This is a genomic window from Mesorhizobium sp. M6A.T.Ce.TU.016.01.1.1 (assembly GCF_003997065.1).
GTDB classification, from domain to species: domain Bacteria; phylum Pseudomonadota; class Alphaproteobacteria; order Rhizobiales; family Rhizobiaceae; genus Mesorhizobium; species Mesorhizobium mediterraneum.
This window is the reverse complement of record NZ_RZTJ01000002.1, coordinates 598,538-621,659: the sequence shown is the minus strand read 5'-3', so window position 1 is coordinate 621,659 and position 23,122 is coordinate 598,538. Positions and strand designations below refer to the sequence as shown.

The 23,122-nt window shown below is 61.8% G+C and carries 23 protein-coding genes; 17 read left to right on the top strand and 6 right to left on the bottom strand.

Going from position 1 to position 23,122, the window contains the following annotated elements; translation table 11 throughout:
* On the top strand, positions 1-437 hold a 437-nt coding region (locus EOC94_RS06225), incomplete at its 5' end, for a porin (protein WP_185928174.1).
* A 555-nt stretch (positions 438-992) separates the two neighbouring features.
* Here EOC94_RS06225 and EOC94_RS06215 read toward each other — a convergent pair.
* Positions 993-2,666 (bottom strand): tetratricopeptide repeat-containing sulfotransferase family protein, encoded by a 1,674-nt coding sequence (locus EOC94_RS06215; RefSeq protein WP_127289167.1) that lies wholly within the window; start codon positions 2,664-2,666, stop codon positions 993-995.
* A 118-nt stretch (positions 2,667-2,784) separates the two neighbouring features.
* On the opposite strand from EOC94_RS06215, the gene EOC94_RS06210 reads away from it, so the two are divergent.
* Positions 2,785-3,897: a pyridoxal phosphate-dependent aminotransferase gene (locus EOC94_RS06210; RefSeq protein ID WP_127289165.1), complete on the top strand. Its 1,113-nt coding sequence runs from the start codon at positions 2,785-2,787 to the stop codon at positions 3,895-3,897.
* 30 nt (positions 3,898-3,927) lie between these two features.
* On the opposite strand, the gene EOC94_RS06205 is transcribed toward EOC94_RS06210, so the two are convergent.
* Positions 3,928-4,416 carry a MarR family winged helix-turn-helix transcriptional regulator gene (locus tag EOC94_RS06205; RefSeq protein WP_245465502.1) on the bottom strand — a complete coding sequence of 163 codons (489 nt, stop codon included), beginning with the start codon at positions 4,414-4,416 and terminating at the stop codon, positions 3,928-3,930.
* 179 nt (positions 4,417-4,595) lie between these two features.
* Here EOC94_RS06205 and EOC94_RS06200 point away from each other — a divergent pair, with 179 nt between their 5' ends.
* The 7 genes from EOC94_RS06200 (at position 4,596) to EOC94_RS06160 (ending at position 12,455) form a co-directional block, all read left to right on the top strand.
* The gene (locus EOC94_RS06200; RefSeq protein WP_127289161.1) at positions 4,596-5,255 is read left to right on the top strand and encodes a TetR/AcrR family transcriptional regulator; all 660 of its coding nucleotides are present in this window, start codon (positions 4,596-4,598) and stop codon (positions 5,253-5,255) included.
* A 54-nt stretch (positions 5,256-5,309) separates the two neighbouring features.
* Entirely contained in the window at positions 5,310-6,473 is a 1,164-nt protein-coding gene (locus EOC94_RS06195) for an isovaleryl-CoA dehydrogenase (protein WP_127289159.1), read from the top strand.
* A 186-nt stretch (positions 6,474-6,659) separates the two neighbouring features.
* Complete coding sequence (locus EOC94_RS06190; protein ID WP_245329935.1) at positions 6,660-6,947, top strand: AbrB/MazE/SpoVT family DNA-binding domain-containing protein; 288 nt, start codon at positions 6,660-6,662, stop codon at positions 6,945-6,947.
* Positions 6,944-7,327, top strand: coding sequence for a type II toxin-antitoxin system VapC family toxin (locus tag EOC94_RS06185; protein WP_095486578.1), 384 nt, complete (start codon positions 6,944-6,946; stop codon positions 7,325-7,327). The genes EOC94_RS06190 and EOC94_RS06185 overlap by 4 nt, the downstream gene beginning before the upstream one ends.
* A gap of 4 nt (positions 7,328-7,331) precedes the next feature.
* Positions 7,332-8,939, top strand: coding sequence for a carboxyl transferase domain-containing protein (locus tag EOC94_RS06180; RefSeq protein WP_127289157.1), 1,608 nt, complete (start codon positions 7,332-7,334; stop codon positions 8,937-8,939).
* 2 nt (positions 8,940-8,941) lie between these two features.
* Positions 8,942-9,469, top strand: a complete 528-nt coding sequence (locus tag EOC94_RS06175) for an O-acetyl-ADP-ribose deacetylase (protein ID WP_127289155.1) — start codon at positions 8,942-8,944, stop codon at positions 9,467-9,469.
* 1,018 nt (positions 9,470-10,487) lie between these two features.
* Complete coding sequence (locus EOC94_RS06160) at positions 10,488-12,455, top strand: acetyl/propionyl/methylcrotonyl-CoA carboxylase subunit alpha (RefSeq protein WP_127289153.1); 1,968 nt, start codon at positions 10,488-10,490, stop codon at positions 12,453-12,455.
* A 116-nt stretch (positions 12,456-12,571) separates the two neighbouring features.
* Here EOC94_RS06160 and EOC94_RS06155 read toward each other — a convergent pair whose 3' ends face one another.
* On the bottom strand, positions 12,572-13,693 hold the full coding sequence (locus EOC94_RS06155; protein ID WP_095486574.1) for an ABC transporter substrate-binding protein: 1,122 nt from the start codon (positions 13,691-13,693) through the stop codon (positions 12,572-12,574).
* Here EOC94_RS06155 and EOC94_RS06150 point away from each other — a divergent pair.
* Positions 13,662-14,111: a hypothetical protein gene (locus EOC94_RS06150; protein WP_127289151.1), complete on the top strand. Its 450-nt coding sequence runs from the start codon at positions 13,662-13,664 to the stop codon at positions 14,109-14,111. The genes EOC94_RS06155 and EOC94_RS06150 overlap by 32 nt on opposite strands.
* A 45-nt stretch (positions 14,112-14,156) precedes the next feature.
* Here the strand turns inward: EOC94_RS06150 and EOC94_RS06145 are convergent, their stop codons facing one another.
* Positions 14,157-14,423, bottom strand: a complete 267-nt coding sequence (locus EOC94_RS06145; protein WP_027152750.1) for a sel1 repeat family protein — start codon at positions 14,421-14,423, stop codon at positions 14,157-14,159.
* Between the two features lie 468 nt (positions 14,424-14,891).
* Between EOC94_RS06145 and EOC94_RS06140 the strand changes: the two genes are divergently transcribed.
* The 5 genes from EOC94_RS06140 (at position 14,892) to EOC94_RS06125 (ending at position 18,730) form a co-directional block, all read left to right on the top strand.
* A complete protein-coding gene (locus EOC94_RS06140; RefSeq protein ID WP_127289149.1) occupies positions 14,892-15,236 on the top strand; it encodes a DUF2147 domain-containing protein in 345 nt (114 codons plus the stop codon).
* Positions 15,237-15,554: 318 nt separating this feature from the next.
* Entirely contained in the window at positions 15,555-15,707 is a 153-nt protein-coding gene (locus tag EOC94_RS34050) for a hypothetical protein (protein WP_164759165.1), read from the top strand.
* Positions 15,708-15,742: 35 nt separating this feature from the next.
* Positions 15,743-15,937 (top strand): hypothetical protein, encoded by a 195-nt coding sequence (locus EOC94_RS06135; RefSeq protein ID WP_095486571.1) that lies wholly within the window; start codon positions 15,743-15,745, stop codon positions 15,935-15,937.
* A gap of 171 nt (positions 15,938-16,108) precedes the next feature.
* The gene (locus EOC94_RS06130) at positions 16,109-17,569 is read left to right on the top strand and encodes an AMP nucleosidase (RefSeq protein WP_245329932.1); all 1,461 of its coding nucleotides are present in this window, start codon (positions 16,109-16,111) and stop codon (positions 17,567-17,569) included.
* Positions 17,570-17,671: 102 nt separating this feature from the next.
* On the top strand, positions 17,672-18,730 hold the full coding sequence (locus EOC94_RS06125; protein WP_127289147.1) for an endonuclease/exonuclease/phosphatase family protein: 1,059 nt from the start codon (positions 17,672-17,674) through the stop codon (positions 18,728-18,730).
* Positions 18,731-18,734: 4 nt separating this feature from the next.
* Here EOC94_RS06125 and EOC94_RS06120 read toward each other — a convergent pair whose 3' ends face one another.
* Together EOC94_RS06120 and EOC94_RS06115 are read right to left on the bottom strand one after the other, a co-directional pair.
* Complete coding sequence (locus tag EOC94_RS06120; protein WP_127205174.1) at positions 18,735-19,337, bottom strand: DUF922 domain-containing protein; 603 nt, start codon at positions 19,335-19,337, stop codon at positions 18,735-18,737.
* A 142-nt stretch (positions 19,338-19,479) separates the two neighbouring features.
* Positions 19,480-21,159: an electron transfer flavoprotein-ubiquinone oxidoreductase gene (locus EOC94_RS06115; protein WP_127289145.1), complete on the bottom strand. Its 1,680-nt coding sequence runs from the start codon at positions 21,157-21,159 to the stop codon at positions 19,480-19,482.
* Between the two features lie 349 nt (positions 21,160-21,508).
* Between EOC94_RS06115 and EOC94_RS06110 the strand changes: the two genes are divergently transcribed.
* Together EOC94_RS06110 and EOC94_RS06105 are read left to right on the top strand one after the other, a co-directional pair.
* Positions 21,509-22,153 (top strand): hypothetical protein, encoded by a 645-nt coding sequence (locus EOC94_RS06110; RefSeq protein ID WP_127205172.1) that lies wholly within the window; start codon positions 21,509-21,511, stop codon positions 22,151-22,153.
* Positions 22,154-22,190: 37 nt separating this feature from the next.
* Complete coding sequence (locus EOC94_RS06105) at positions 22,191-23,078, top strand: uracil-DNA glycosylase (RefSeq protein WP_127289143.1); 888 nt, start codon at positions 22,191-22,193, stop codon at positions 23,076-23,078.
* Positions 23,079-23,122 lie beyond the last annotated feature (44 nt).

Genomic DNA, 23,122 nt, shown 5'->3' with positions numbered 1-23,122 from the left:
CCGGCGTCGTCGCCTACGACAGCAACTATGAAGAAGTGGCCGGCAAGGTTCGCCTCGACATCACGCCGATGGAGAACCTGTCGCTGTTCATCATGGCCGGCTACGGCACCGACGACAACTACACGGACGATACCTGGGTATTCCCCGCAGGCGGCCGTGGCATGTACAAGCTGTGGGACGGCAACTGGGCAGTCTGGGGCGGTGGCACCTACACCTTCAACGAGAAGACCTCGTTCAACCTCCAGGCGTCGTATGACGAAGGCGAGAACCTCGGCATCGCTGCCAACATTGCCTACGACATCGTTCCGGGCCTCACGATCACGGCCGAAGTCGACTACGTGCACGTCGGCGAGTTCGACCCCGACGAACCCAACTGGACCAATGCCGACGACGAAGACAGCATTGGCGGCCTCCTCCGCTTCCAGCGCTCGTTCTAATCAGCAGCGTCTGACTGAAGTCGAACCCGGCGGGCAACCGCCGGGTTTTTTCGTATCGGCGTGGCTGTCAAATTGCGTGATGCATGGCGTCGCCAGGCGGAGCAGGAGCGAAGCGACGTCGCGGAGACCCTGGATTCACGCCGTTACATCAGCCGAAGAATGCAGCGGCTCAGAATGAAAGCCGTAGCGATCCTTCGCGCCCCCCTCTGTCCTGCCGGACATCTCCCCCACAAGGAGGGAGATCGGCCGTCATCACCGCTTTCGCCAACGTCCAACGTTGATGAACAGGCTCTGTCAGCGAAGCTGCCGATCTCCCCCCTCGTGGGGGAGATGTCCGGCAGGACAGAGGGGGGGCGCTGTCCCTCCAGCGTCTCGAAAGATTCTGCACCGCAGCAGCGCTTGGAGAGAACAGGATAGGCGTTCGCTTCGCTTGGGAGGGAAGAAGGTATAGTGGCATTTAGCTAATCGTTGGGGATTGGCGGCTGAAGGTCGGCTGGCAGCAAACTTATGCGATCCAAAGCCTCGCGGTCCACGCAATGTGGACCGCCGACCAAGTCAAATCTCTGCAAGATCGCCCAGCGACTGTATCAGCGGCTGAATTTCGTTTTCATAATTCTTCCAGCGCTTGACGGACGATTTGTAAATCGGTTGCCGAACCTGCCAGCGACTGGGCGTGTTGACCGAACCATCCCTGTCGAAAAAGCGCAGGCAGGCGTCATCCCAAGGGAGCCCGAGATAATCTATGAGGCGCCGCGACTGCGCTTCCTGGTCTTCCACCAGCGTTTCGTAGCGATTTTCGAAGATCAGGCCCGGAAAAACCTCGTTCCAATGCCGCATCAGGCGGTCATATTCGCGATAATACAGGCCTAGTGTTTTCAGGTCGGTATTGTAGCTGTGTCCCTCGCTGAAGTTGAGGACAAAGCAAGAGACGCAATTGTCGATGGCGTCACGACGGCAATGAATGATGCGCGCGTTGGGAAAGAGAAGGCCGATAAGGCCGATCAGTTCAAAATTGTGCGGCTCCTTATCGACGACGCGAAGCGCGGCAGGCGCCCGCTCCCGCAAATAGGACAGGTGCTCTTCGGCCAAGGTTCTGGACAGGTCTTCCGTGATCGACATGATTGGCTGGTTCAAATTCCCAGCCGCTGAGGTTTTGAGGCCGATTGCATTCGCGACCCGCCTTAATTTGCTAAGCTCCCCTGCACCATGAACAACTGGATGGCTGGCGCAGATCTGCTCCGTCAGCGTCGTCCCCGAGCGGGGCATGCCAACCACGAACACAGGCACTTCGGAAGGATTTCCATAGCCGGCCCTGGTAGCTAAAAAGTCCGGCGTGAAGATTTCAATCATCGAGTCGACCCAGCGACGATACAAGTCGATATCGAACTCGTAGCCGGAGGCCTGTTTCGCCTTGTTGAAATGGTCGAATGCCTCACTATAGCGCTTGAGGTCGTTCAGCACCTTGCCGGCGGCATAATGGAGTTGCAGCGCGCCGGCTGGATGGAGCTTCGGGCTGGCGAGTTCACGAAGGATGAATTGGAGTTCCTCAGGCTCTTCGGTGAACTTTCGCGTCTGTACAAGGTCGTTGTAGGCGCTCGGCACCTCAATGCGACGTTCGATCGCTTCTTTCAGGTAGTCGGCGGCTTCATCCATGCGCCCCAGGCCGCTAAGCGCGCTGGCCAGACCCGCTCGAACCTTGGGATGGTCGCGGTTGATTTTCAGCGCCTTCTCGTAGAGCGGCAATGCCATGTCTGGTTTGTCAAACGCTATGTAAGCGCGCCCCAGTGCACAAAGTGCCTCGATAAGGTCAGGCTGCAGTTTCAAGGCGTACTGCATATGCTTGATTGCTGGCGAATATTCGCTGACCTTCACATAGGCCTCGCCCAGGCTGAGGTGGTAATAGGCGTTTTTAGGTTCCTCGCCGACCGCCCGTGCGAAATATCGCAAGGCCATCTCATTATCATAACCCAGATATAAGGTCCCCAAGATGTACAACGCGAGCGGATGGTTTGGTGTGCGCGCCAGGACTCGAAGGCACAAGTCCTGAGCCTCGTCGAGGCGCTTTGCCTGCTGATGGATATACGCCTGTTTCAGCAGCGCGTCGTCGGCCTGCGCACGCGATTGAGCGTTTCCTTGATTCACTATCGGCGTCAGTATCGGCGCCTTCGCTTTTGGCGCGGGGCCGGGCTTGAGGTGCTTGGACCAGGCAGGCGGGAGTCGATTGTTCATGATATCTCGCTAGCAAAACGAGCGGGGAAAATCCAGCATGCTGGTTGCAGCCAAGGGGAGCTTGCGCGGCCAACTGTGCCGCGCTAGCAAGAAGCCCCTTTTGGAACGAGCCTTTGCCATGCGCCAGCGCCCTCCCCTCACGCCAATCATCAGCGCGCTTCCTTCGACGGTGCCGTTTGTCGGCCCGGAGGCGCAGGAGCGGGACCGCGGCCGCGCGTTTCGCGCCCGCATCGGCGCCAATGAGAGCAGTTTCGGGCCGTCGCGGCGCGTCATCGCCCGCATGGCCGGTGTCGCCCGCGACATGTGGATGTATTGCGACCCCGACAATCACGATTTGAAGGTGGCCGTCGCCGCGCATCTCGGCGTCAGCGCCGAAAACGTGGTTGTCGGCGAAGGCATAGACGGTTTGCTCAGCCTCGTGGCGCGCATGTATGTGGCGCCAGGCGATGCGGTGGTCACCTCGCTCGGCGCCTATCCGACCTTCAACTTCCATATTGCCGGCGTCGGTGGCCGGCTGGTCGCGGTTCCCTACGAGAACGACCGGGAAAGCCTGGACGGCCTATTGGCTGCGGTCGCCAAGGAAAACGCGCCGCTGGTCTATCTTTCGAACCCAGACAATCCGATGGGAAGCTGGTGGGAGGCGGCCGAGCTCGTCCGCTTCATCGAAGCCCTGCCAGAAACCACCATGCTGGTGCTCGACGAGGCCTATGGCGAGCTGGGTCCGGCCTCGGCGCTGCCGCCGATCGATGTCTCCAGGCCGAACGTCATCCGCATGCGTACCTTCTCGAAGGCCTACGGATTGGCCGGCATACGCTGCGGCTATGCGGTGGCGGACGCCCAGGTGATCCGCGATTTCGAGAAGATCCGCAACCATTACGGCGTCAGCCGCATGGCGCAAATCGCCGGCGTCGAGGCGCTTGCCGATCAGGACTACCTCCAAAGCGTGGTGGCGCGGGTCGCTGCCGGCCGCCGGCGCGTCGCCGAGATAGCCGAGGCGAACGGCCTGAAGCCGCTGCCCTCGGCGACAAATTTCGTCACCATAGACTGCGGCGGCGACGGCGCCTTCGCGCTAAGTGTGCTGCAGGCGCTGCTGTCGCGTGACGTGTTCATACGCAAGCCGATGGTGCCGGTGCTCGACCGCTGCATCCGGGTCAGCGTCGGCCTCGACCACGAGCTCGACATCTTTGCCGAGGAGCTGCCCGGTGCGCTGGCGGCGGCGCGGGGGAACTGAGGATCGCAAAGTCGTCGTTTCGGCCTGCCGCTATTTCCCCCCGTCACCGAGCAGGCACATGACCCGCTTCAAGATGTGCGAAAGCTCGGCGGCTTCGTTGTCGGCCAGGCCAGCCGTCAGCCGGGTGAGATCGCGATCCGCCGCCGACTGAAGCGTGGCCAGCTCCGAGTTTCCCCGCGCGGACAGCGACAGGATGCGCCGACGCCGGTCGCCCGGGTCGGCACGCAGTTCGGTCAGGCCCATGGCGGCGAATTTTCTGAGGATCCGCGTGACATAGGCCGGGTCCAGCCGGAGTTCGCCGGCAATCGAGGACGCCGCCGGCCCAAGATCGAGATGGAATGCCTGCGCAAGAAACCCTGCCTCGCCGCTCGGGTTGGCAGCGCCGACGCCCGCCCGGTGACCCAGCTCGAACAGCACCCGCGCCTCGGTTAGCGTGTAGGCGCTCTGCATCAAGGTCTCGTCGAGCAGCCCGATCAAGCTGGTGTAAAACCGGTTGAAATGGCGGATTTCGGTGACCATCGCATTCCGCACATCCGGCATGTCGGGCTCCTTCTCAGGAAATTCTCCACCCAGATCATCACCATATTATTTGACTTAGTCAACCATTCAAAAAAACACGATCCCTTATCCTGCAATGCATTCAGACGTTGAATTAATTGAACGTTCGTTTTATTATTGCACCTCTCGATGAGGTGACCATGGCGCGCACGACCGGTTCCGACGGGGAAAAGACCGAAGCAGCGGTCCGCGAGGCGGCGGTCAGCCTGATCGCGCGTCTTGGCTACGAGGCGATGTCGATGCGCCAGCTGGCCGCCGAGGTCGGTGTGCAGGCGGCCGCGCTCTACCGCTATTTCCCGACCAAGGAAGACCTCTTGTTCACGCTGATGCGTGAGCACATGGAAGGGCTGATCGAGGCGTGGGACGCGGCGCGCCCCGCCGCGACCGATCCGGCGACGCGGCTTGCCGCCTATGTCGAAAACCACATCGCCTTCCACATCCAGCGGCGCCACTCCACTCATGTCTCGAACATGGAGTTGCGCAGCCTGTCGCATGACCGCCTGACGCAGATCCTGCGCATGCGCACGGCCTATGAAAAGGAGCTGCGCGCCATTCTGCGCGACGGCGCAGAAGCCGGCGTCTTCAGCGTCGAAGACACAGGGCTGACGGCCATGGCGCTGATCCAGATGATGACCGGCGTCATCGTCTGGTTCCGGCCAGGCGAGCGGCTATCGATCTCGGAGGTAACCGCCACATATCTTTCAATGACGATGCGCCTGGTTGGGGCAGCCCATGGCGCGACTACGACCTACGGCGCCGTGCGCGCCTTCGGACGCGCAAAGGACGCTGTAGCACTTTGATTTTGCGCATTGGAATCGAATTCGATTTCGGGGCCATGCGCCGGGAGGAACGGCATGTACACGCACACACTCAACTTCGGGCTTGACGAAGACATCGAGGCGCTGCGCGACCTGGTGCGGCGCTTCGCCCAGGAAAAGATCGCGCCGATCGCCGCCGAGATCGACCGCTCGAATGAATTTCCGGCGCATCTGTGGGCCGAGCTCGGTGGGCTCGGCCTGCTCGGCGTCACCGCCGATCCGGATTTCGGCGGCACCGGCATGGGCTATCTCGCCCATGTGGTCGCAATGGAGGAGATTTCGCGTGCCTCGGCCTCGGTCGGCCTCTCCTACGGCGCCCATTCCAACCTCTGCGTCAACCAGATCAATCGTTGGGCGACGCCGGCACAGAAGGAAAAATATCTGCCTACGCTGTGCAGCGGCGAAAAGGTCGGCGCGCTGGCGATGTCGGAATCCGGCGCCGGCTCCGACGTCGTGTCGCTCAAGCTGCGCGCCGAAAAGCGCAACGACCACTACGTGCTCAACGGCACCAAGATGTGGATCACCAACGGCCCGGATGCCGAGACATTGGTCGTCTATGCCAAGACCGATCCGGAACTCAGTTCGCGCGGGATTACCGCCTTCATTGTCGAAAAATCGATGGCCGGCTTTTCCATCGCGCAAAAGCTCGACAAGCTTGGCATGCGCGGCTCGAACACCGGCGAGCTGATTTTTTCGGATGTCGAGGTGCCGTTCGACAATGTGCTGCATGAAGAAGGGCGCGGCGTCGAAGTGCTGATGTCGGGCCTCGATTACGAGCGCACCGTGCTCGCTGGCGGCCCGATAGGGCTGATGGCGGCGTGCCTCGATGTGGCCGTCCCCTACGTGCACGAACGCAAGCAGTTCGGCCAGCCCATCGGCGAGTTCCAACTGGTGCAGGGCAAGCTCGCCGACATGTATACGGTGATGAACGCCGCGCGCGCCTACGTCTATGCCGTCGCCGCCGCCTGCGACCGCGGCCAGACGAGCCGCAAGGACGCCGCCGCTTGCGTGCTGTTCGCAGCCGAGAAGGCGACGCAGATGGCGCTCGACGCCATCCAGCTACTGGGCGGCAATGGGTACATCAACGACTATCCGACCGGCCGGCTTTTGCGCGACGCCAAGCTCTACGAGATCGGCGCCGGCACCAGCGAAATCCGCCGCTGGCTGATCGGGCGGGAAATCATGGCAGAGGGAAAATAGTGGCACTATCTTGAAAATTGCCATTTATAGTACAATGTGCCATATATTCGAAATATGGCACGTTTCTGGAACGAGGCGACAATGGCGAGCGGAACGAGAAAAGCTGGGTTTGACGAAAATCCGCAAACGCAATTCGAGGCCGGATCTCGGAAGGCTCCGCTCCGGGTTCCAGCGAAACGCGAGCGCGTGAAACTTGGCGAAGGCGGACGCTTCGTTATCCCGGCAGCGATGCGCGAGGAAATGGGCGTGAAGCCTGGTGAGGACTTGATCCTTCATGTCGAGAACGGCGAGTTGCGGGTAAGGTCGTGGCTCCAAAATCTGCGGCGCGTCCAGGCGGAATTGTCGGCTTTGAAAAAGCCGGGCGAAAGCGTCGTCGACGAATTTCTCAAGGAGCGGCGCGAAGAACAGCGCCGAAGCGATGAGCGTTTGGACCGGCTTCATGCCGAAGGAACGGCGAGGAAGGGAGCGAAGTGAAACCCTACGTCATGGACAGCTCCGCGGCGCTTGCGATCCTGCTCAACGAGAAAGGCACCGATATCGCCTTGGGTTTCGCGCCGGACGCACAATGCAGTTCCGTCAATGCGGCCGAAATCATCGCCAAGCTGATCGACAGAGGACGCAGCATGGAGGAGGCCGCGGACGACCTCGCCAGCCTCGGCATGCCGGTCGCCGTCTTCGACGAAGCGATGGGCATCGCAGCCGGGCAGCTTCGCGAGCTGACGCGACATCGCGGCTTGTCGTTGGGCGACCGGGCCTGCCTCGCACTGGCAATTTGCGAGAATGCCATTGCCGTCACCGCCGATCGCGACTGGGGCGACCTGGATATCGGCTGCAAGATCGAACTGATCCGGTAACGCCATGACCACCCTCACCTCGCAGATCTCGCCCGCCTCCGACACCTTCCGCGCCAATGCCGAGCGCATGCGGGCGCTGGTCGTTGACATTGCGGAAAAGGCGGCAACCGTCGAGCGTGGCGGCTCGGACGAAGCGCGTGAGCGCCACCAGAGCCGCGGCAAGCTTTTGCCGCGCGAGCGCCTCGCCCAGTTGCTCGACACCGGCTCGCCATTTCTTGAAATCGGCCAGTTCGCGGCGTGGTCGATGTATGGCGAAGACATCTCATCAGCCGGCATCATCGCCGGCATCGGCCGTGTCGAAGGCACCGAAGTCATGGTCGTCGTCAACGACGCCACGGTGAAGGGCGGCACCTATTATCCGCTGACGGTGAAGAAGCATCTGCGCGCGCAGGAGATCGCGCTCCAAAACAAACTGCCTTGCGTCTATCTGGTCGACAGCGGCGGCGCCAATCTGCCCAACCAGGACGAGGTGTTCCCCGACCGCGACCATTTCGGCCGCATCTTCTACAATCAGGCCAACATGTCGGCTTCAGGCATACCGCAGATCGCCTGCGTCATGGGTTCGTGCACGGCGGGCGGCGCCTATGTGCCGGCGATGTCGGACGAGACGATCATGGTGCGCAACCAGGCGACCATCTTCCTCGGCGGCCCGCCGCTGGTGAAGGCCGCCACCGGCGAGGATGTCAGCGCGGAGGAGTTGGGTGGCGCCGATGTGCACACGCGGCTTTCCGGCGTTGCCGACCACTATGCGCTGGACGACGAGCATGCGCTGGCGATCGCACGCCGCATCGTCAAGAACCTGAATCGAAAGAAGGAGATCGGGCTGGCACTTCGCGATCCGATTCCGCCGCTTCATGCAGCCGATGAGCTCTACGGCATCGTGCCGACGGATCTGCGCCAGCCTTATGACGTGCGCGAAGTGATCGCGCGCATCGTCGACGGCTCCGAGTTCGACGAGTTCAAGCAGAATTACGGCACCACGCTGGTCACTGGCTTTGCCCATCTCAACGGCATGCCGGTCGGCATCATCGCCAACAACGGCGTGCTGTTCTCCGAAAGCGCGCTGAAGGGTGCGCATTTCATCGAGCTGTGCTGCCAGCGCAAGATCCCGCTGATCTTCCTGCAGAACATCACTGGTTTCATGGTGGGGCGAAAATACGAGGCCGGCGGCATCGCCAAGGACGGCGCCAAGCTGGTGATGGCCGTCGCCACGGCGCGCGTGCCGAAGGTGACCATGATCATCGGCGGCTCGTTCGGCGCCGGCAATTACGGCATGTGCGGACGCGCCTATTCGCCGCGTTTTCTTTGGATGTGGCCTAATGCCCGCATTTCGGTGATGGGCGGCGAGCAAGCGGCAACCGTGCTTGCGGTCGTCAAGCGCGAGGGCATCGAGCGCAAGGGTGGCGAATGGAGCGCGGAGGAAGAGGCGAAATTCAAGAAGCCGATCCTGATGAAATACGAGCATGAGGGCCACCCGCTCTATTCGTCAGCCCGCCTCTGGGACGACGGCATAATCGATCCGGCCAAGACGCGCGAGGTGCTGGCGCTTAGCCTTTCCGCGGCGCTCAACGCCGAGATCGAGGAGACAAGGTTCGGCGTGTTCAGGATGTGACGATGAGCGAGATCGGCCACAGAATTCGCGTTCATATCGGCGACATCACGAAGCTAGCGGTCGATGCCATCGTCAATGCCGCCAATACGTCGCTTCTGGGCGGCGGTGGCGTTGATGGCGCTATTCACCGGGCAGCCGGACCTGAACTTCTGGGCGAATGCCGAACACTCAATGGCTGCAAGGTCGGTGATGCGAAACTCACCAAGGGCTACAGGCTGCCGGCACGCTTTATCATCCACACGGTTGGTCCGGTCTGGGAAGGCGGCGGCAAAGGCGAAGCCAAGTTGTTAGCCTCCTGTTATCGCCGGTCGCTCGAACTCGCCGCCGCCAAGGGTTGCCGGACGGTGGCATTTCCGGCGATCTCGACCGGTGTCTACCGCTATCCAAAGGACCAGGCGACGCAGATCGCCGCTGGCACCGTGAGTGCCTTCATCGGCCAGAACGCGGTTCCGGAAACTGTCATTTTCTGCTGCTTCGACCAGCAAACGGCGGAACTATACCAGCAGGCGTTGCTGATTGGCGGAGCGTGATCCGCAATAGGTAAGAAAATTCATTCATAGTCTTCAGATTTATTTTCATTCACCGATCTGGCCAGACGAAAGAATCGCGGCTATTGCTCATTGCAAATACCAATGGGGATTGGGCGAAGATGAGACTGCAGTTTTTTCAGAAAACAACTGTGTCGGTACTTGCAGGGTTGCTTTATATTGGCGGCGCCTGGCGTTGGCGCAGCTGAGTCGCTGGCTGGGAGCAAAGGCGACAGCCGCTACCCTGTGTATTTCGCGCCCGGCTCAACGGGAGGCTGTCAGAAGGCATACAAGGCCTATGTGGCGACTGGCAGCCATTCCGCCTATGCGTCGACTGCATTTAATTGGGCGACCGAGTTCGTGGTTTGCGCACGTGCGAATGCATCGTCGCAAAAGGCTGCAGAGACGCTGGCTCCTGACGGACTGCCAATCCGCCCGGAAGCAATACAAGGTCACGACAGCGGGAGTCTGCAGCATCGCCGCCTCCAAGTAGCAATGCCTGTTGGCTCAGTTCATTCCAAGGGGGAAAAATGAGATCGAGATACGTCCAGAGAACAATCACATCGATACTTGCAGGATTTCTTATACTCACGGCACCTGGCATCGGAGCGGCGGAATCGCTGGCGGGAAGCAAAGGCGACACCCGTTTCCACCCGTTTTTGCCGCGGAACGCGAAGGATCCGTGCACCAAGGCTTACAACGCCTATGTAGCGGCCAGCGGCCATTCAGCCTATGCGACCACCCCATACATGCGGGTGACTTCATTGTACATCATCTGCGGCTCGCGCTTGAATGCACCATCACAGAAAGCTGCCGAAGAGCTGGCATTGAAATCCTGTCAGGCCACCCGCAACAGTTATAAGGTCACGACAGGCGGGGGGTGCGAGGTCGCAGCCTCCAAGTAAGCGGTCCTCGCTTACCGATACTTTGACAATGGCTGGACTGCAAAGCAGGGTGTTGCCACAGCTCGCGTGAAGGAGCATTCGCGCCGTTGGCGGCAAGCTCTGGCTTTGGAGGTCCCATGTTCGCCAAAATCCTGATCGCCAACCGCGGCGAGATCGCCTGCCGGGTGATCCGCACGGCACGCAAGTTGGGCGTGCGTAGCGTTGCCGTCTATTCCGACGCCGACGCCGGGGCCCTGCATGTCGAGATGGCCGACGAAGCTGTGCATATCGGTCCCTCGCCTGTCGGCGAAAGTTATCTGCGCGGCGACAAAATTGTCGCGGCGGCATTGGCCACCGGCGCGGAAGCCATCCATCCCGGCTACGGTTTTCTGTCGGAAAACCCTGATTTCGTCGACCAGGTGACGGCGGCCGGGCTCGTCTTCATCGGCCCGTCGGCCGCCTCGATCCGCGCCATGGGGCTGAAGGACGCGGCCAAGCGGCTGATGGAGAAGGCCGGGGTGCCGGTGGTGCCCGGCTATCACGGCGAGGCGCAGGAGATCGTGCTGCTCGCCTCCAAGGCACGCGAGATCGGCTATCCCGTTCTGATCAAGGCGCGCGCCGGTGGCGGCGGCAAGGGCATGCGGCGCGTGGAACATCCCGACGACTTTTCCGAGGCGTTGTCGGGTGCGCGGCGCGAGGCCAAGGCCGCTTTCGGCGACGACCGCGTGCTGGTCGAGAAATATGTCGAGAAGCCGCGCCACATCGAGGTCCAGGTGTTCGGCGATATCTTCGGCAATGTCGTGCATCTCTACGAGCGCGACTGCTCGGCGCAGCGCCGCCACCAGAAGGTGATCGAGGAAGCCCCCGCCCCCGGCATGACACCGGCATTGCGCAAGGCGATGACGGAGGCGGCGGTGAAGGCCGCCAAGGCGATCAACTATTCCGGCGCCGGCACGATCGAGTTCATCGTCGACGCCTCGCAAGGGCTGAAGGCCGACCGCTTCTGGTTCATGGAAATGAACACCCGGTTGCAGGTCGAGCATCCCGTCACAGAAATGGTCACCGGAGCCGATTTGGTCGAATGGCAGTTGCGGGTGGCCGCCGGCGAAAAGCTGCCGAAAACGCAGAGCGAGATCACGCTCTCCGGTCACGCCTTCGAGGCGCGCATCTATGCCGAGGACGCGGCAAAGGGTTTTTTGCCGGCGACGGGCACGCTGCATCACCTGAAATTTCCGGATACTGCGCCCGAGGGCGCCAGCATGCGGATCGAGACCGGTGTGCGGGCGGGCGATGTCATCTCGCCCTTCTACGACCCGATGATTGCTAAGCTCGTCGTGCACGGCAAGAACAGGCAGGCGGCGCTCGAAGCCCTGGGCATAGCCCTTTCGCAGACCGAGATCGCCGGCTCGACCGTCAACACCGCCTTTCTCGCGGCTCTTGCCGCTGACGCGGATTTTTCGGCAGGCGATGTCGATACCGGCTTGATCGGCAGGCATCAGCAAGCACTGACCGCAGTCCCGCCGCCGAGCGCCGAGATCGTCGCCGCAGCCGCATTTGCGGCATCCGGCGCCGGGGCTCAGGCGCCGTCCAACGACCAGTGGTCGTCGCTTGCCGGCTATGCGCATTTCCACACTGTTCCGCGGCGCACGCGGCTGCGCTACGGCGAGGACGAGATCGTCGCGCTTGTGTCAGTAATGCGGCCGGACGGGCGCTTCCAAGTGGCGCTGGAGCCGCCTTATGACAGCGCCAATCCGCTTGATCTTCGCGCCGCCCCTCGCCTCGCCCGCTGGCCAGGCAACGTCACCGTGTTCGAAGGCGCCGTCGGTTACAGCTTCGCGGTGCCGGACCCGTTGGCAAGGGCCGACGAAATCGCCGCCGGTTCAGACAGCCTGCGGGCGCCGATGCCGGGTCTGGTCAAGCTGGTGCGTGCAGCCAAGGGCGAGGTCGTCATCAAGGGCCAGCCGCTGCTGATCCTGGAAGCGATGAAGATGGAGCACACCATTTCCGCTACTCATGACGGGACGATCGCCGAAATCGCTGTCGAGGGCGCGCAGGTCACCGACGGGACGGTGCTGGTTCGCTTTGCCGAGGAAGCTCACGGCTGACCGCTGCCCTTCATCCATAGGGCCACGTCGACGACATGCGCCACAAACGCGCCCCCCAAACGAAAATGGCCGGGTCTGACCCGGCCATTTCCGTTTACCGCGGGCGACGCCAATTGTTACGGCTGGATCGGCGCGTATTTGCCGTCGTGCCACTGGTTGATGTCGTAGCTGACGTTCTTGAGGTCGCCCTTTTCGTCGAAAGTGACCGAGCCGACGACGGTGCTGATCGGCTCGCCGTTCTTCAATGCCTCGGCAACCTTGGCCGGGTCGTCGCTGCCGGCGCGCTTGATGCCCTCGGCAAAGGCCTGGATCACGGCATAGGAGAACAGCGTGAAGCCCTCGGGCACGAAGCCGCCCGCCTTGATCTTTTCGACGGCCTCTTTGGCTTCGGGCTTCGCCTGCGGATCCGACGGGAAGACGAACATGGTGCCTTCGCCGGCCGGACCGGCAACCTGCCAGAATTCCGGCGTGGCAATCGAGTCCGGCATGATCAACTGATACTTCAGGTTCTGTTCCGCCGACTGGCGCAGGATGAGGCCGGCTTCGGGGTGATAGCCGCCGAAATAGATGACGTCAGCCTTCAGGTCCTTCAGCTTGGTGACAAGCGCCGCGTAGTCCTTTTCACCGGCGTTGATGCCCTCGTAGAGGATCTCGTTGAGACCGTTCTGGTTCATCGTTGCCTTGACGGCGTCGGCAACGCCCTGCCCATAGGCGCTCTTGTCGTGCATGATGACGACGTTCTTGCCGGCATATTTCTTGGCGATCCACGGGCCGATGAAAGCGCCCTGGGCATCGTCGCGCGTATAGAGGCGCATGATCGTCGGCCAGCCGGCTTTCGCCGCCGCGTCGGTCAGCACCGGGTTGGACGAAGCCGGGCTCATCATCAGCGCGCCGGCTTCGGCGTAGACGGCCGAGGCCGGAATGCTCGAGCCCGAGCAGGCATGGCCATCGATGAACTTGACGCCGTTGGCAACGATGCGGTTGGCGACCGAAACCGCCTGTTTCGGATCACACTGGTCATCCTGGACGTCGAGCTTGATCTGGCGGCCGTCGACACCGCCGGCCGCGTTGATCGCGTCGGCGGCGGCTTGCGCGCCCTGCTTGAACTGGTCGCCGATGGTGGCGAGCTGACCGGTCATCGGTCCGACCACCGAAAAGGTGATGTCGTCGGCGAAGGCAATCGGCGCACTCATCATCAGGCCTACTATGGCCGCGCTCAAAATACCCAACTTTTTCATGGTGATATTCCTCCACTCTCGCGCGGCCGCCCCGGCCGCGCCTCTTCCAGAGTGGGCGGGAGAATTTCACCCTTCGCCAAGCCTGTCTAGACGCATCGGCGGCACTCGATTGGGCCTGCAACGTTTCTGTTTGACCATGATCTTTTTCCAAAAACCGGTTTCCACTTTTTGGGATCATGGTCCCGAAAACGCAAAAGCCGCGCCGGCCTTGTTCCGGCCGGTCGCGGCTTTTGTCGATCGAACCATCCCCGAACGCTCCCGCGCCCGAAAACCGCTCGCCTTCCCTGTCCGTCGCGCAGCTTGGCCGTATCCAGCCTGCCGCGTTCTTGTCATTGTTGGTGAGACCGTCTTGCGCGGCCTTGTTCTTGCCGGTCCGGCCGTCTTGCGCGGCCTCGACCTGAAGCGTCCCTGTCGGTGATCTCAATGCCTAATGAACTCAGGGCCCGATGAACTCAGGGCCAACTTAGTGCATCGTCATCCATTCGCGGGCTTCGCGCAGCGCCCTGGCGATCTCGACCTTCGACATGGCGGCCGATAATTCCGAGCGCAGTTCCGCGGCGCGGACCGAGCCCTTGATCGCGGCGATGTTGAACCATTTGTGAGCGGCGACGACATCGGTCTCGCAATCGCGGCCGGTCGCATACATCATGCCCAGTTCGAAAAGAATGTCGGCCTGGGCAGTTGCCCCCATGGCGCCGAAGCCGGCTTCAGGCATTTCAAAACGTGCCATTTCAATCCCCTGTTCTAGCCCCTGTCAGGCTCCCGAGAGCTGCCTCCTTCTGTCCCTTGGTATCTGTTGATAACCCTTGGGGCGGCCGCTCTTTCGATGCTTTCGAGAATGAACCGGAGGCTTGAATCCGTCGTTAAGTGGCGTGCTTAATTTGAGGAAAACAAAGCTAAAACAAGAGGTAAACGCGGGAATTCGTTAAGGATGCAAAGTCAGCAATTTCGCCGGTTTGGGCTAAATTTGACGAAAATTTGCGAGGCGCAAATCAAGACTCCGCTAACCACGGGAGACAAAGCCAGCATACCCGTCGTTTCATTTTTCGCCGACGAGACCGTCTCGGGCGGCCAGAAAATCCTGAAGTCTTCCCCAGCGGCACCGCTTTTGTTTTGCCGGGAGGTGGATTAGCTTACGTTTGCGTAAAGGGCAGACCGGCGGGCGGAACATCCGACCGGAAGCCCACAGGGAGGAAACATGTTTCGCAAAATCAGCATGGCCCTTGCGGCCACATTGATCATGGCCGGCACGGCTTGGGGCGATCCGATCGAAGGCAACTGGAAAACGCAAGCCGGTTCGACTGCCGCCATTGCTGGCGGCGGCGGCGCATTTTCCATCACGCTCAAATCAGGCAAGTTTGCCGGCAAGCGCATCGGTTCGTTCAAGGTGTCCGGCGCCAACAAATATACGGGCACCATAACCGACCCGGAGACCGACAAGACCTATTCAGGCAAGGCCTCGGTCTCAGGCGCCTCGCTCAAGATGAGCGGCTGCGTGCTCGGCGGGCTGATCTGCAGGAGCCAGACCTGGCACAAGCTCTGATCGTTTCCGCTGCCACAAATTTGAAAACGGGGCCGAGAAGGCCCCGTTTTTGCTTTCGCCGTCTGTTTGGGACGGATCGATCGTGCGAGCCGCGCGCCTTCTGCACTTAACAGCAATTTTTGCGCGTCCTTCGTCCGTGTCACCAGCAAGATCGGGGGCAGCAGCAAGACTGCGGCGACGCTCGTGGCCGGCGACGGCGCGGTGGGCGGCGGGCACTCAACAACTCGTCAATGAATTTGAACCGCAGATGAACGCTGGCATCAGAGCCGGTTCAGTCGGGCTCGGGCATTTTCGTGCGTGTTAAGGAGACACCACGCAATGCTCGCTCGCCGCTTCACCATCGTCTGCCTGCTGCTGAGCCTGTTCGGAATGTTGTTCGCCATCCTCGTCGCCGAGGCAGGCCGTCCGGCCCGCTCGCGGGACCAGGCCAATTCCTGCCGGTTCGGTTGCGTGAACCATTTTCGCCCCTGAACCGACAAAGACCTCGAGAGACAAAAGCAAAAGCCATGAACCGCATCGTCGCCAACGCCCTGAAAACCCTTCGACTCCTGCCTCGGGCGGCGCTTATCCTGGCCGTGCTTTCGGCACCGGTTCTGGCCGTGCCCTCGATGCGCGCCGATGCCGGCTCGACGATCGAAGCGCCGGCGTTGAAGAAGAACGGCGTCGGCTTTGTGCTGTTGATCAGCCTGCGGCGTGGTTAGAGCCAATCGACCTTCATCGAAATCCCAATCGACCTTCATCGAAATCACTGAAAAAGAAAAACGATGTTTTGACCGCGTTCAAGGCGGCATACCCCTCCCAACCGCATGGCCAAGCCTCTATATTGGGTCATGGAAAAGCGAATCTATCCCCAAGCCATAGACTCAGTCGTGATGCCGGAGCCGTTTGGCCGACAGAGCTTCAATGATGCCGGAAAGGCCGTCGCGGCCTTGCAGGTCCTTTACGACCGCAACACCAAATTCCTGCGCGATTCGTTTACGGCGCTCGCTGCAGGCGGCGACAACAACAAGCGCTACCGGGCCTTCTATCCCGAGGTCGGCGTCACCACGACTTCGTTCACCCAGATCGACTCGCGGCAGGCATACGGCCATATGCCGACGCCTGGGCATTTCTCGACCACCATCACCCAGCCTGCCCTTTTCGAACGCTATCTCACCGAACAGCTTAGCCTGATCATGCGCAATCACGGCGTTCCAGTCACGGTTTCGGAATCGACGACGCCCATCCCGCTGCATTTCGCGTTCCTGGAAGGCTCCCATGTCGACGGCACCGCAGCCGAGCGCATCAGGCGGCCGATCCGTGACCTGTTCGACGTGCCGGATCTCGACGGCACCGACGACCAGATTGCCAACGGCACGTTCGAAGTGGCGTTAGGCGAAGCCAGGCCACTGGCGGCGTTCACGGCGCAACGCATCGACTATTCGCTGCACCGGATGTCGCACTACACGGCGACCAGTCCCCAGCATTTCCAGAATTTCGTGCTGTTCACCAACTACCAGTTCTATATCGACGAGTTCGTCGCCCGTGCGCATGAGCTGATGGCGAAGGGCGGCGGCGGATATGTCGAATTCGTCGAGCCGGGAAACGTCGTCACCAAGGCTGGGCAAAACGCGCCTGGCGCTGGGGTGGCGCCGCCGCGCCTGCCGCAGATGCCGGCCTATCATCTGAAGAAGCCGAACCATGGCGGCATCACCATGGTCAATATCGGTGTCGGCCCCTCCAACGCCAAGACTATCACCGACCACATTGCGGTGCTCAGGCCGCATGCCTGGGTGATGCTCGGCCATTGCGCCGGCCTGCGCAACACCCAGGCGCTGGGCGACTATGTGCTGGCGCACGCCTATGTGCGGGAAGACCATGTTCTGGACGATGACCTTCCGGTCTGGGTGCCGATCCCGCCGCTGGCTGAAATCCAGGTGGCGCTGCAAGAGGCGGTCGCCGAAGTCACCGGCCTTTCCGGCTACGACCTCAAACGTATCATGCGCACCGGCACCGTCGCCACCATCGACAACCGCAACTGGGAGCTGCGCGACCAGCGTGGGCCGGTGCAGCGGCTGTCGCAGTCACGAGCGATCGCGCTCGACATGGAATCGGCGACGATCGCAGCCAATGGTTTCCGTTTCCGCGTGCCCTACGGCACCCTGCTTTGCGTCTCCGACAAGCCCCTGCATGGCGAATTGAAGCTGCCTGGCATGGCGACCGAGTTCTACAAGCGGCAGGTGGCACAGCATTTGACCATCGGCATCAGGGCGATGGAAAAGCTGGCCGAGATGCCGATGGAACGGTTGCATTCGCGCAAGCTCAGAAGCTTTTCGGAAACGGCGTTCCAGTAGGACCGATCGGCTTCATCGGCCTGAGCATGGCCGGCATGATAACATCGCGGCAGGGCATTTCGTCATCTTGATTGGCTGCATTTCTGCCGATAAGCAAAGTAGATGGCACGCGTTCGAAACATGATGGCGTCGGTGGCATTCGTCGCAATGCTCGGCTGCTCGGTTGCGCTGGTGGCCGGGTTTTTCGGAACGCTGCATCCGGCCTTCGATTCCTTCGCCCATTTCCGCGTCCATCTTGCCGTGCTGATGGCGCTTTGCGCGCTGCCGCTGCTCGTGACTTCATTTCGCCTGCAGGCGGCCACAGCGCTGCTCTTTGCCGTGGCTGCCTTTGCCACCACGTCGAACGCGCTGCCCGTGCCCCGCCTGTGGCCGGTCCAGGCAGCCTACGAAGTTAACCCCGGTGACCACACGGTCTACCCCGATGACCAGCCGGTCTATCGCCTGCTGCAGATGAACCTGCGGTTCAACAATCCGACGCCGAAGAAAGTGCTGTCGCTGATCGGCCGGACCAATCCGGACGTGATCACTCTCGATGAAGTGTCGGAGATGTGGACGACCGAGCTTGGCTATATTGCCAGCGCCTATCCCTACCGGATCCTCTGCCCCTACCCCAATGGCGTGTTCGGCGTTGCGCTGCTGTCCAGACGACCGTTTGCCGCCGGTACGCAACCGCGCTGCGACAGGCGCGGTGCGATGGCCATCGCGACGGTCGATTTCGGCGGAACCGACGTCGACGCAGCCGCAATGCACCTCACCTGGCCATGGCCGCGCAACCAATCACGGCAGATCGGCGGATTGTCGGAGGAACTCGCCTCGCTTGGCGAGACGTCGATCCTGGCATGCGATTGCAACGCAGTGCCGTGGAGTGCCGCCGTCCGGCGCGTCGCGGATCTTGGCAAGCTGACAGTGGTGCCTTCGCCGGGGCCGACCTGGCTCTATATCAAGCTGCCGGACTTCCTGCGCTTCGCCGGACTGCCGATCGACCAGGTTTTCAGCAAGGGCGCGGTTCTCATCCATTCGGTGTCGAGGCTGGAAGGCACAGGCTCCGATCATCTTCCGGTGATGGTGGAATTCTCGCTTAGGCCGGAAGAGAAAAAGCCGGTCGACGAAGATGAAACCGCGACCGCTTCCGTGACACAGAACGGCAAGTTTCGAAGCTGAGCGCCTACTGCTTGCGCAGGGCACCAACGAGGTGCTCGACATGGCCGCCGTCGCGATGCTCGCGCGCGTCGAAGGCGTTCTGTTTCGCCTCGTATTCGGCATAGACGGCCTTGATCCGGCGCCTCGCCTCGCGGTGCGTCTTGCTGCACAACCAGTTGTCGGCGAACTCCAATCCAGTGATCGATTTCTCGGTGGCCCGCATCATTGTCCTGGCGATGCGGCCGTGGCTATGCTCGTGGGCACGAACGCCCGCGAAAAACCGCTTCCAGCGCTTCTGAAGCGCCGGCGTCGCGGCTGAGGCCATGCGGGGCAAGGTGTAGGTGAGATCGAGTGTCCCATTGGCCTGCCGCAGATGGCAGACACCACCCTCCCTGCGAACCTCAAGGTCCCAATTTACGGTATAGGCGGTCAGCGCGATGGCGTGTGTCATGAAGCCGTGCCTCTTTGGACCCTTGCGGTCCATGGCCCCGATCAGGGCGGCGCCCGTGGTTCCTGATATGTCGTAGGTCCGGGTCTTGACCAGCACCTTCGTGTCAGCCGATGCCGATGGTGCGAAGCCGCACAAGGCGCCAATCGCTGCAAGGCACGTCAGGATCGCCACGCGCATGGTCATCTCTCCGGGTTAGGAAGGAAGGGAACCACAAGCGCCGCGCCGCTTCAACGTTTTTTAGAGGCCGCAAATGTAGCGGGCCTCACCGACTGACGGTCGAGACCGACGCGGCGATTCTGGCGGACTGCCGTTTGATAAGCTACATGTTCTGGTAGACAGGTCCCTCGCCACCTTGTGGCGGCACCCAGGTTATGTTTCGGTTCGGGTCCTTGATGTCGCAAGTCTTGCAGTGGACGCAGTTCTGCGCGTTGATGACGAAGCGCACGTCCTTCGCCTCGGGATCGGCGGCGGCGTTGCCATCCTTGTCGACCCATTCGTAGACGCTGGCCGGGCAGTAGCGTGTCGAGGGCCCAGCAAAGACATCGTGCTCGGAACGCTGCTGCAGATCCATATCCGCGACCAGCAGGTGGACAGGCTCGTTTTCCTCGTGGTTGGTGTTGGAGAGAAACACCGACGACAGGCGGTCGAAGGTGAGCACGCCGTCCGGCTTCGGATAGACGATCTTCTTATGCTTGGCGGCCGGTTCCAGCGTCGCATAGTCGGCCTTGCCGTGCTTCAGCGTGCCGAAGGGCGAAAAGCCGAACAGCGTGTTCAGCCACATGTCGAGGCCGCCAATGCCGACGCCGACGACGGTGCCGAAGCGCGACCACAATGGCTTGACGTTGCGCACCTTCTTCAAATCCTTGCCGATGTCGGTCGCCCGCCATGCCGCCTCGTAAGAAGCCAGTTCGTCATTGCCGCGACCGGCGCCGATCGCCTCGGCGACATGCTCGGCCGCCAGCATTCCTGAGAGCACGGCATTGTGCGATCCTTTAATGCGCGGCACGTTGACGAAGCCGGCGGCACACCCGATCAGCGCGCCCCCGGGGAAGGACAGTTTCGGCACCGACTGCCAGCCGCCCTCGGTGATGGCGCGGGCGCCATAGCCCAGCCGCTTGCCGCCCTCGAATGTGCCCTTGATCGCCGGATGGGTCTTGAAGCGCTGGAACTCGTCGAACGGCGACAGATAGGGGTTCTTGTAGTTGAGGTGGACGACGAAGCCGACCGCCACCTGGTTGTCCTCCAGATGGTAGAGGAAGGAGCCGCCGCCGGTCTTCATGTCGAGCGGCCAGCCGAAGGAGTGCTGGACAAGGCCCGGCCGGTGGTTCTCCGGCTTGACCTGCCAGAGCTCCTTGAGGCCGATGCCATATTTGCCGGGCTCGCGGCCGTCGGAAAGATGGTATTTGGCGATCAGCTGCTTGGCCAGCGAGCCGCGCGCGCCCTCGCCAATCAGCACGTATTTACCCATCAGCGCCATGCCCGGCGCGAAGCCCGGGCCATGCGTGCCGTCCTTCTCGACGCCCATATCGCCGGTGACAACGCCGGTGACCGCGCCTTCGTCACTGTAAATGAGGTCCACGGCGGCAAAGCCCGGATAGACCTCGACGCCCAGCGCCTCGGCCTTGGTCGCCAGCCAGCGGCAGACATTGCCGAGGGAAACGATGTAGTTGCCATGATTGTTCATCAGCGGCGGCATCAGGATGTTGGGCAGACGGAACGAACCGGCGGGGCCGAGGACCAGGAAATGGTCTGCCGTCACCGGCGTCTTGAAAGGATGACCCTCCTCCTCGCGCCAGCCCGGCAACAACCGGTCGATGCCGATCGGGTCGACGACGGCGCCGGAAAGGATGTGGGCGCCGACTTCGCCACCCTTTTCCAGAACGACGACGGAAAGCTCGGGATTGACCTGCTTGAGACGGATCGCGGCGGCGAGGCCGGCCGGACCGGCGCCGACGACGACCACGTCGAATTCCATGCTTTCGCGTTCGATATCGCTCATCAACCCCTCACTGCCCAGAGTGCCGCGCGCCCATTGGACGCGCAAAGGACACTCTGGCAACTTTTATTTTCGCATGATCCTTTCCAAAAAGTGATTTCACTTTTTGGGGTCATGCGAGCGCATTTGCGCATCTTGCTGGCTTATCCGCTGCATAGCGCATCAATTCGCGACGCGAAACCGGCGCTGACGTGACAATGCCGATTTCGTCAAAAAGTCGCGCATCGTACTACAAAATCGCGATTTGGGGTCCACCCGAACATCGATCTGGGCCAGGCTCATTTCCAAGGAGAGCCGTCGCCTTCACGTTTTTAATTGTTCGACGGCTTGCTTATCGTCCATACTTCGCGCCATGCGCATATACGGGCCGACTGGCTTTTCATCGACGCGCTTTTTTTCCTCGCCCGGACGGATTTGCCGGGCGCTCGTTTTGGCCCTTTTGCCGCTGGCGCCCATTGGCGCCCATGCCGAGCCGCAAAGGGTCTGGGCGGCCGGAGCCTACTCCTTTTCCGACGAGCTCGGCGGCTTCCGCATCACCAGCGCCTCGGGCGTCGGGACAAAGGAGGACCCGCTTGTCATCACCGAAGAGCTGAATTCGGCAACGCCGGTGACACTGACTATCCGCACGACAAAGCCGATCCAGCCGTTCGGCACCGCGGGCCAATTTGCCAACGGCCTCATGTATATGCGCATCGACGTGCTCAACAACAGCGGCCAGGCCTGGGTCGAGTTCCAGTTCGAGCTCCAGGAGGTGCTCCACCGGCCGAGCGTGTTCGGCGACGGCCTGTCATTCGACCAGCGCAACAAGACGCCTGACAACATCTGGTCGAGCAGCTTTGCCGATTTCGATCGCGACTTCGAACCCTATGACCGGCTCCTGTTCAAGAGCGGCAAGATCGACCCGCTGAAGACAGCAAAATTCGATTATCTGATCACCGACTACACACCGCGCTGGACGTTCTATCTGGTGCAGGATCCCCGTATACCGTCGAGCTGAACTTGCAAATTCCTGCCGCGCGGCCGAATGTGAAGGCATGACTGCCGTTCCCCGAGACAACCGACCTGACATCGCCGACCTTCTGGCCTTCTACGCCAGCGCGGGCGTCGATGAAGCGCTTGAAGACGAGCCGGTGAACAGGTTTGCCGAGGCTGCGTCGAAGCCACCTGAGCGGGCGCCAGCGACGGTTGCGTCGCCAACTGGTGAAAACGCCGCGCCGCCTCGCTCGACCAGCGTCTCACGCGCCGAAATGGGCGAAAGGCAAGTTGCGGCACCGGCGGTGCGCGCGCCGTCCGGCACAGCGACGGTGCCCGATGAGCAGCAAGCCGCCCTGGCGCGCCAATTGGCAACGACGGCGGCAACCCTGGACGAGCTTCGCCAGCACATGGCGGCATTCGACGGCTGCAACCTCAAATTCACCGCCAAGAACCTGGTGTTCGCCGACGGCAATCCGAACGCCGCGGTGATGCTGGTCGGCGAGGCGCCCGGGCGCGACGAGGATATCGAGGGATTGCCGTTCGTCGGCCGTTCGGGCCGGCTGCTCGACCGGATGCTGGCCGCGATCGGCCTCGACCGGACGTCGGCCTACATCGCCAATGTCATCCCCTGGCGGCCGCCGGGCAACCGCACGCCGACACCGCACGAGACGGAGATCTGCCGGCCGTTCATCGAACGGCAGATCGAGCTGGTCAATCCGAAGGTGCTGGTCAACCTTGGCGGCCCCTCGGCAAAGACGCTTCTCAACACCACCGAGGGGATCCTGCGGCTGCGCGGCAATTGGCGCGTCCACACGACCGCCTCGGGCATTGCCATTCCCGCCATGCCGACCCTTCACCCGGCCTATCTCTTGAGAACCCCCGCGCACAAGAAGCTGGCGTGGCGGGATTTCCTTGAGGTGAAGGCGAAGCTGCGGGCGCTGGGTTGACGACCAGCGTTTCCTCGCCCCGCAAAGCCGGGAGAAGCGCCATA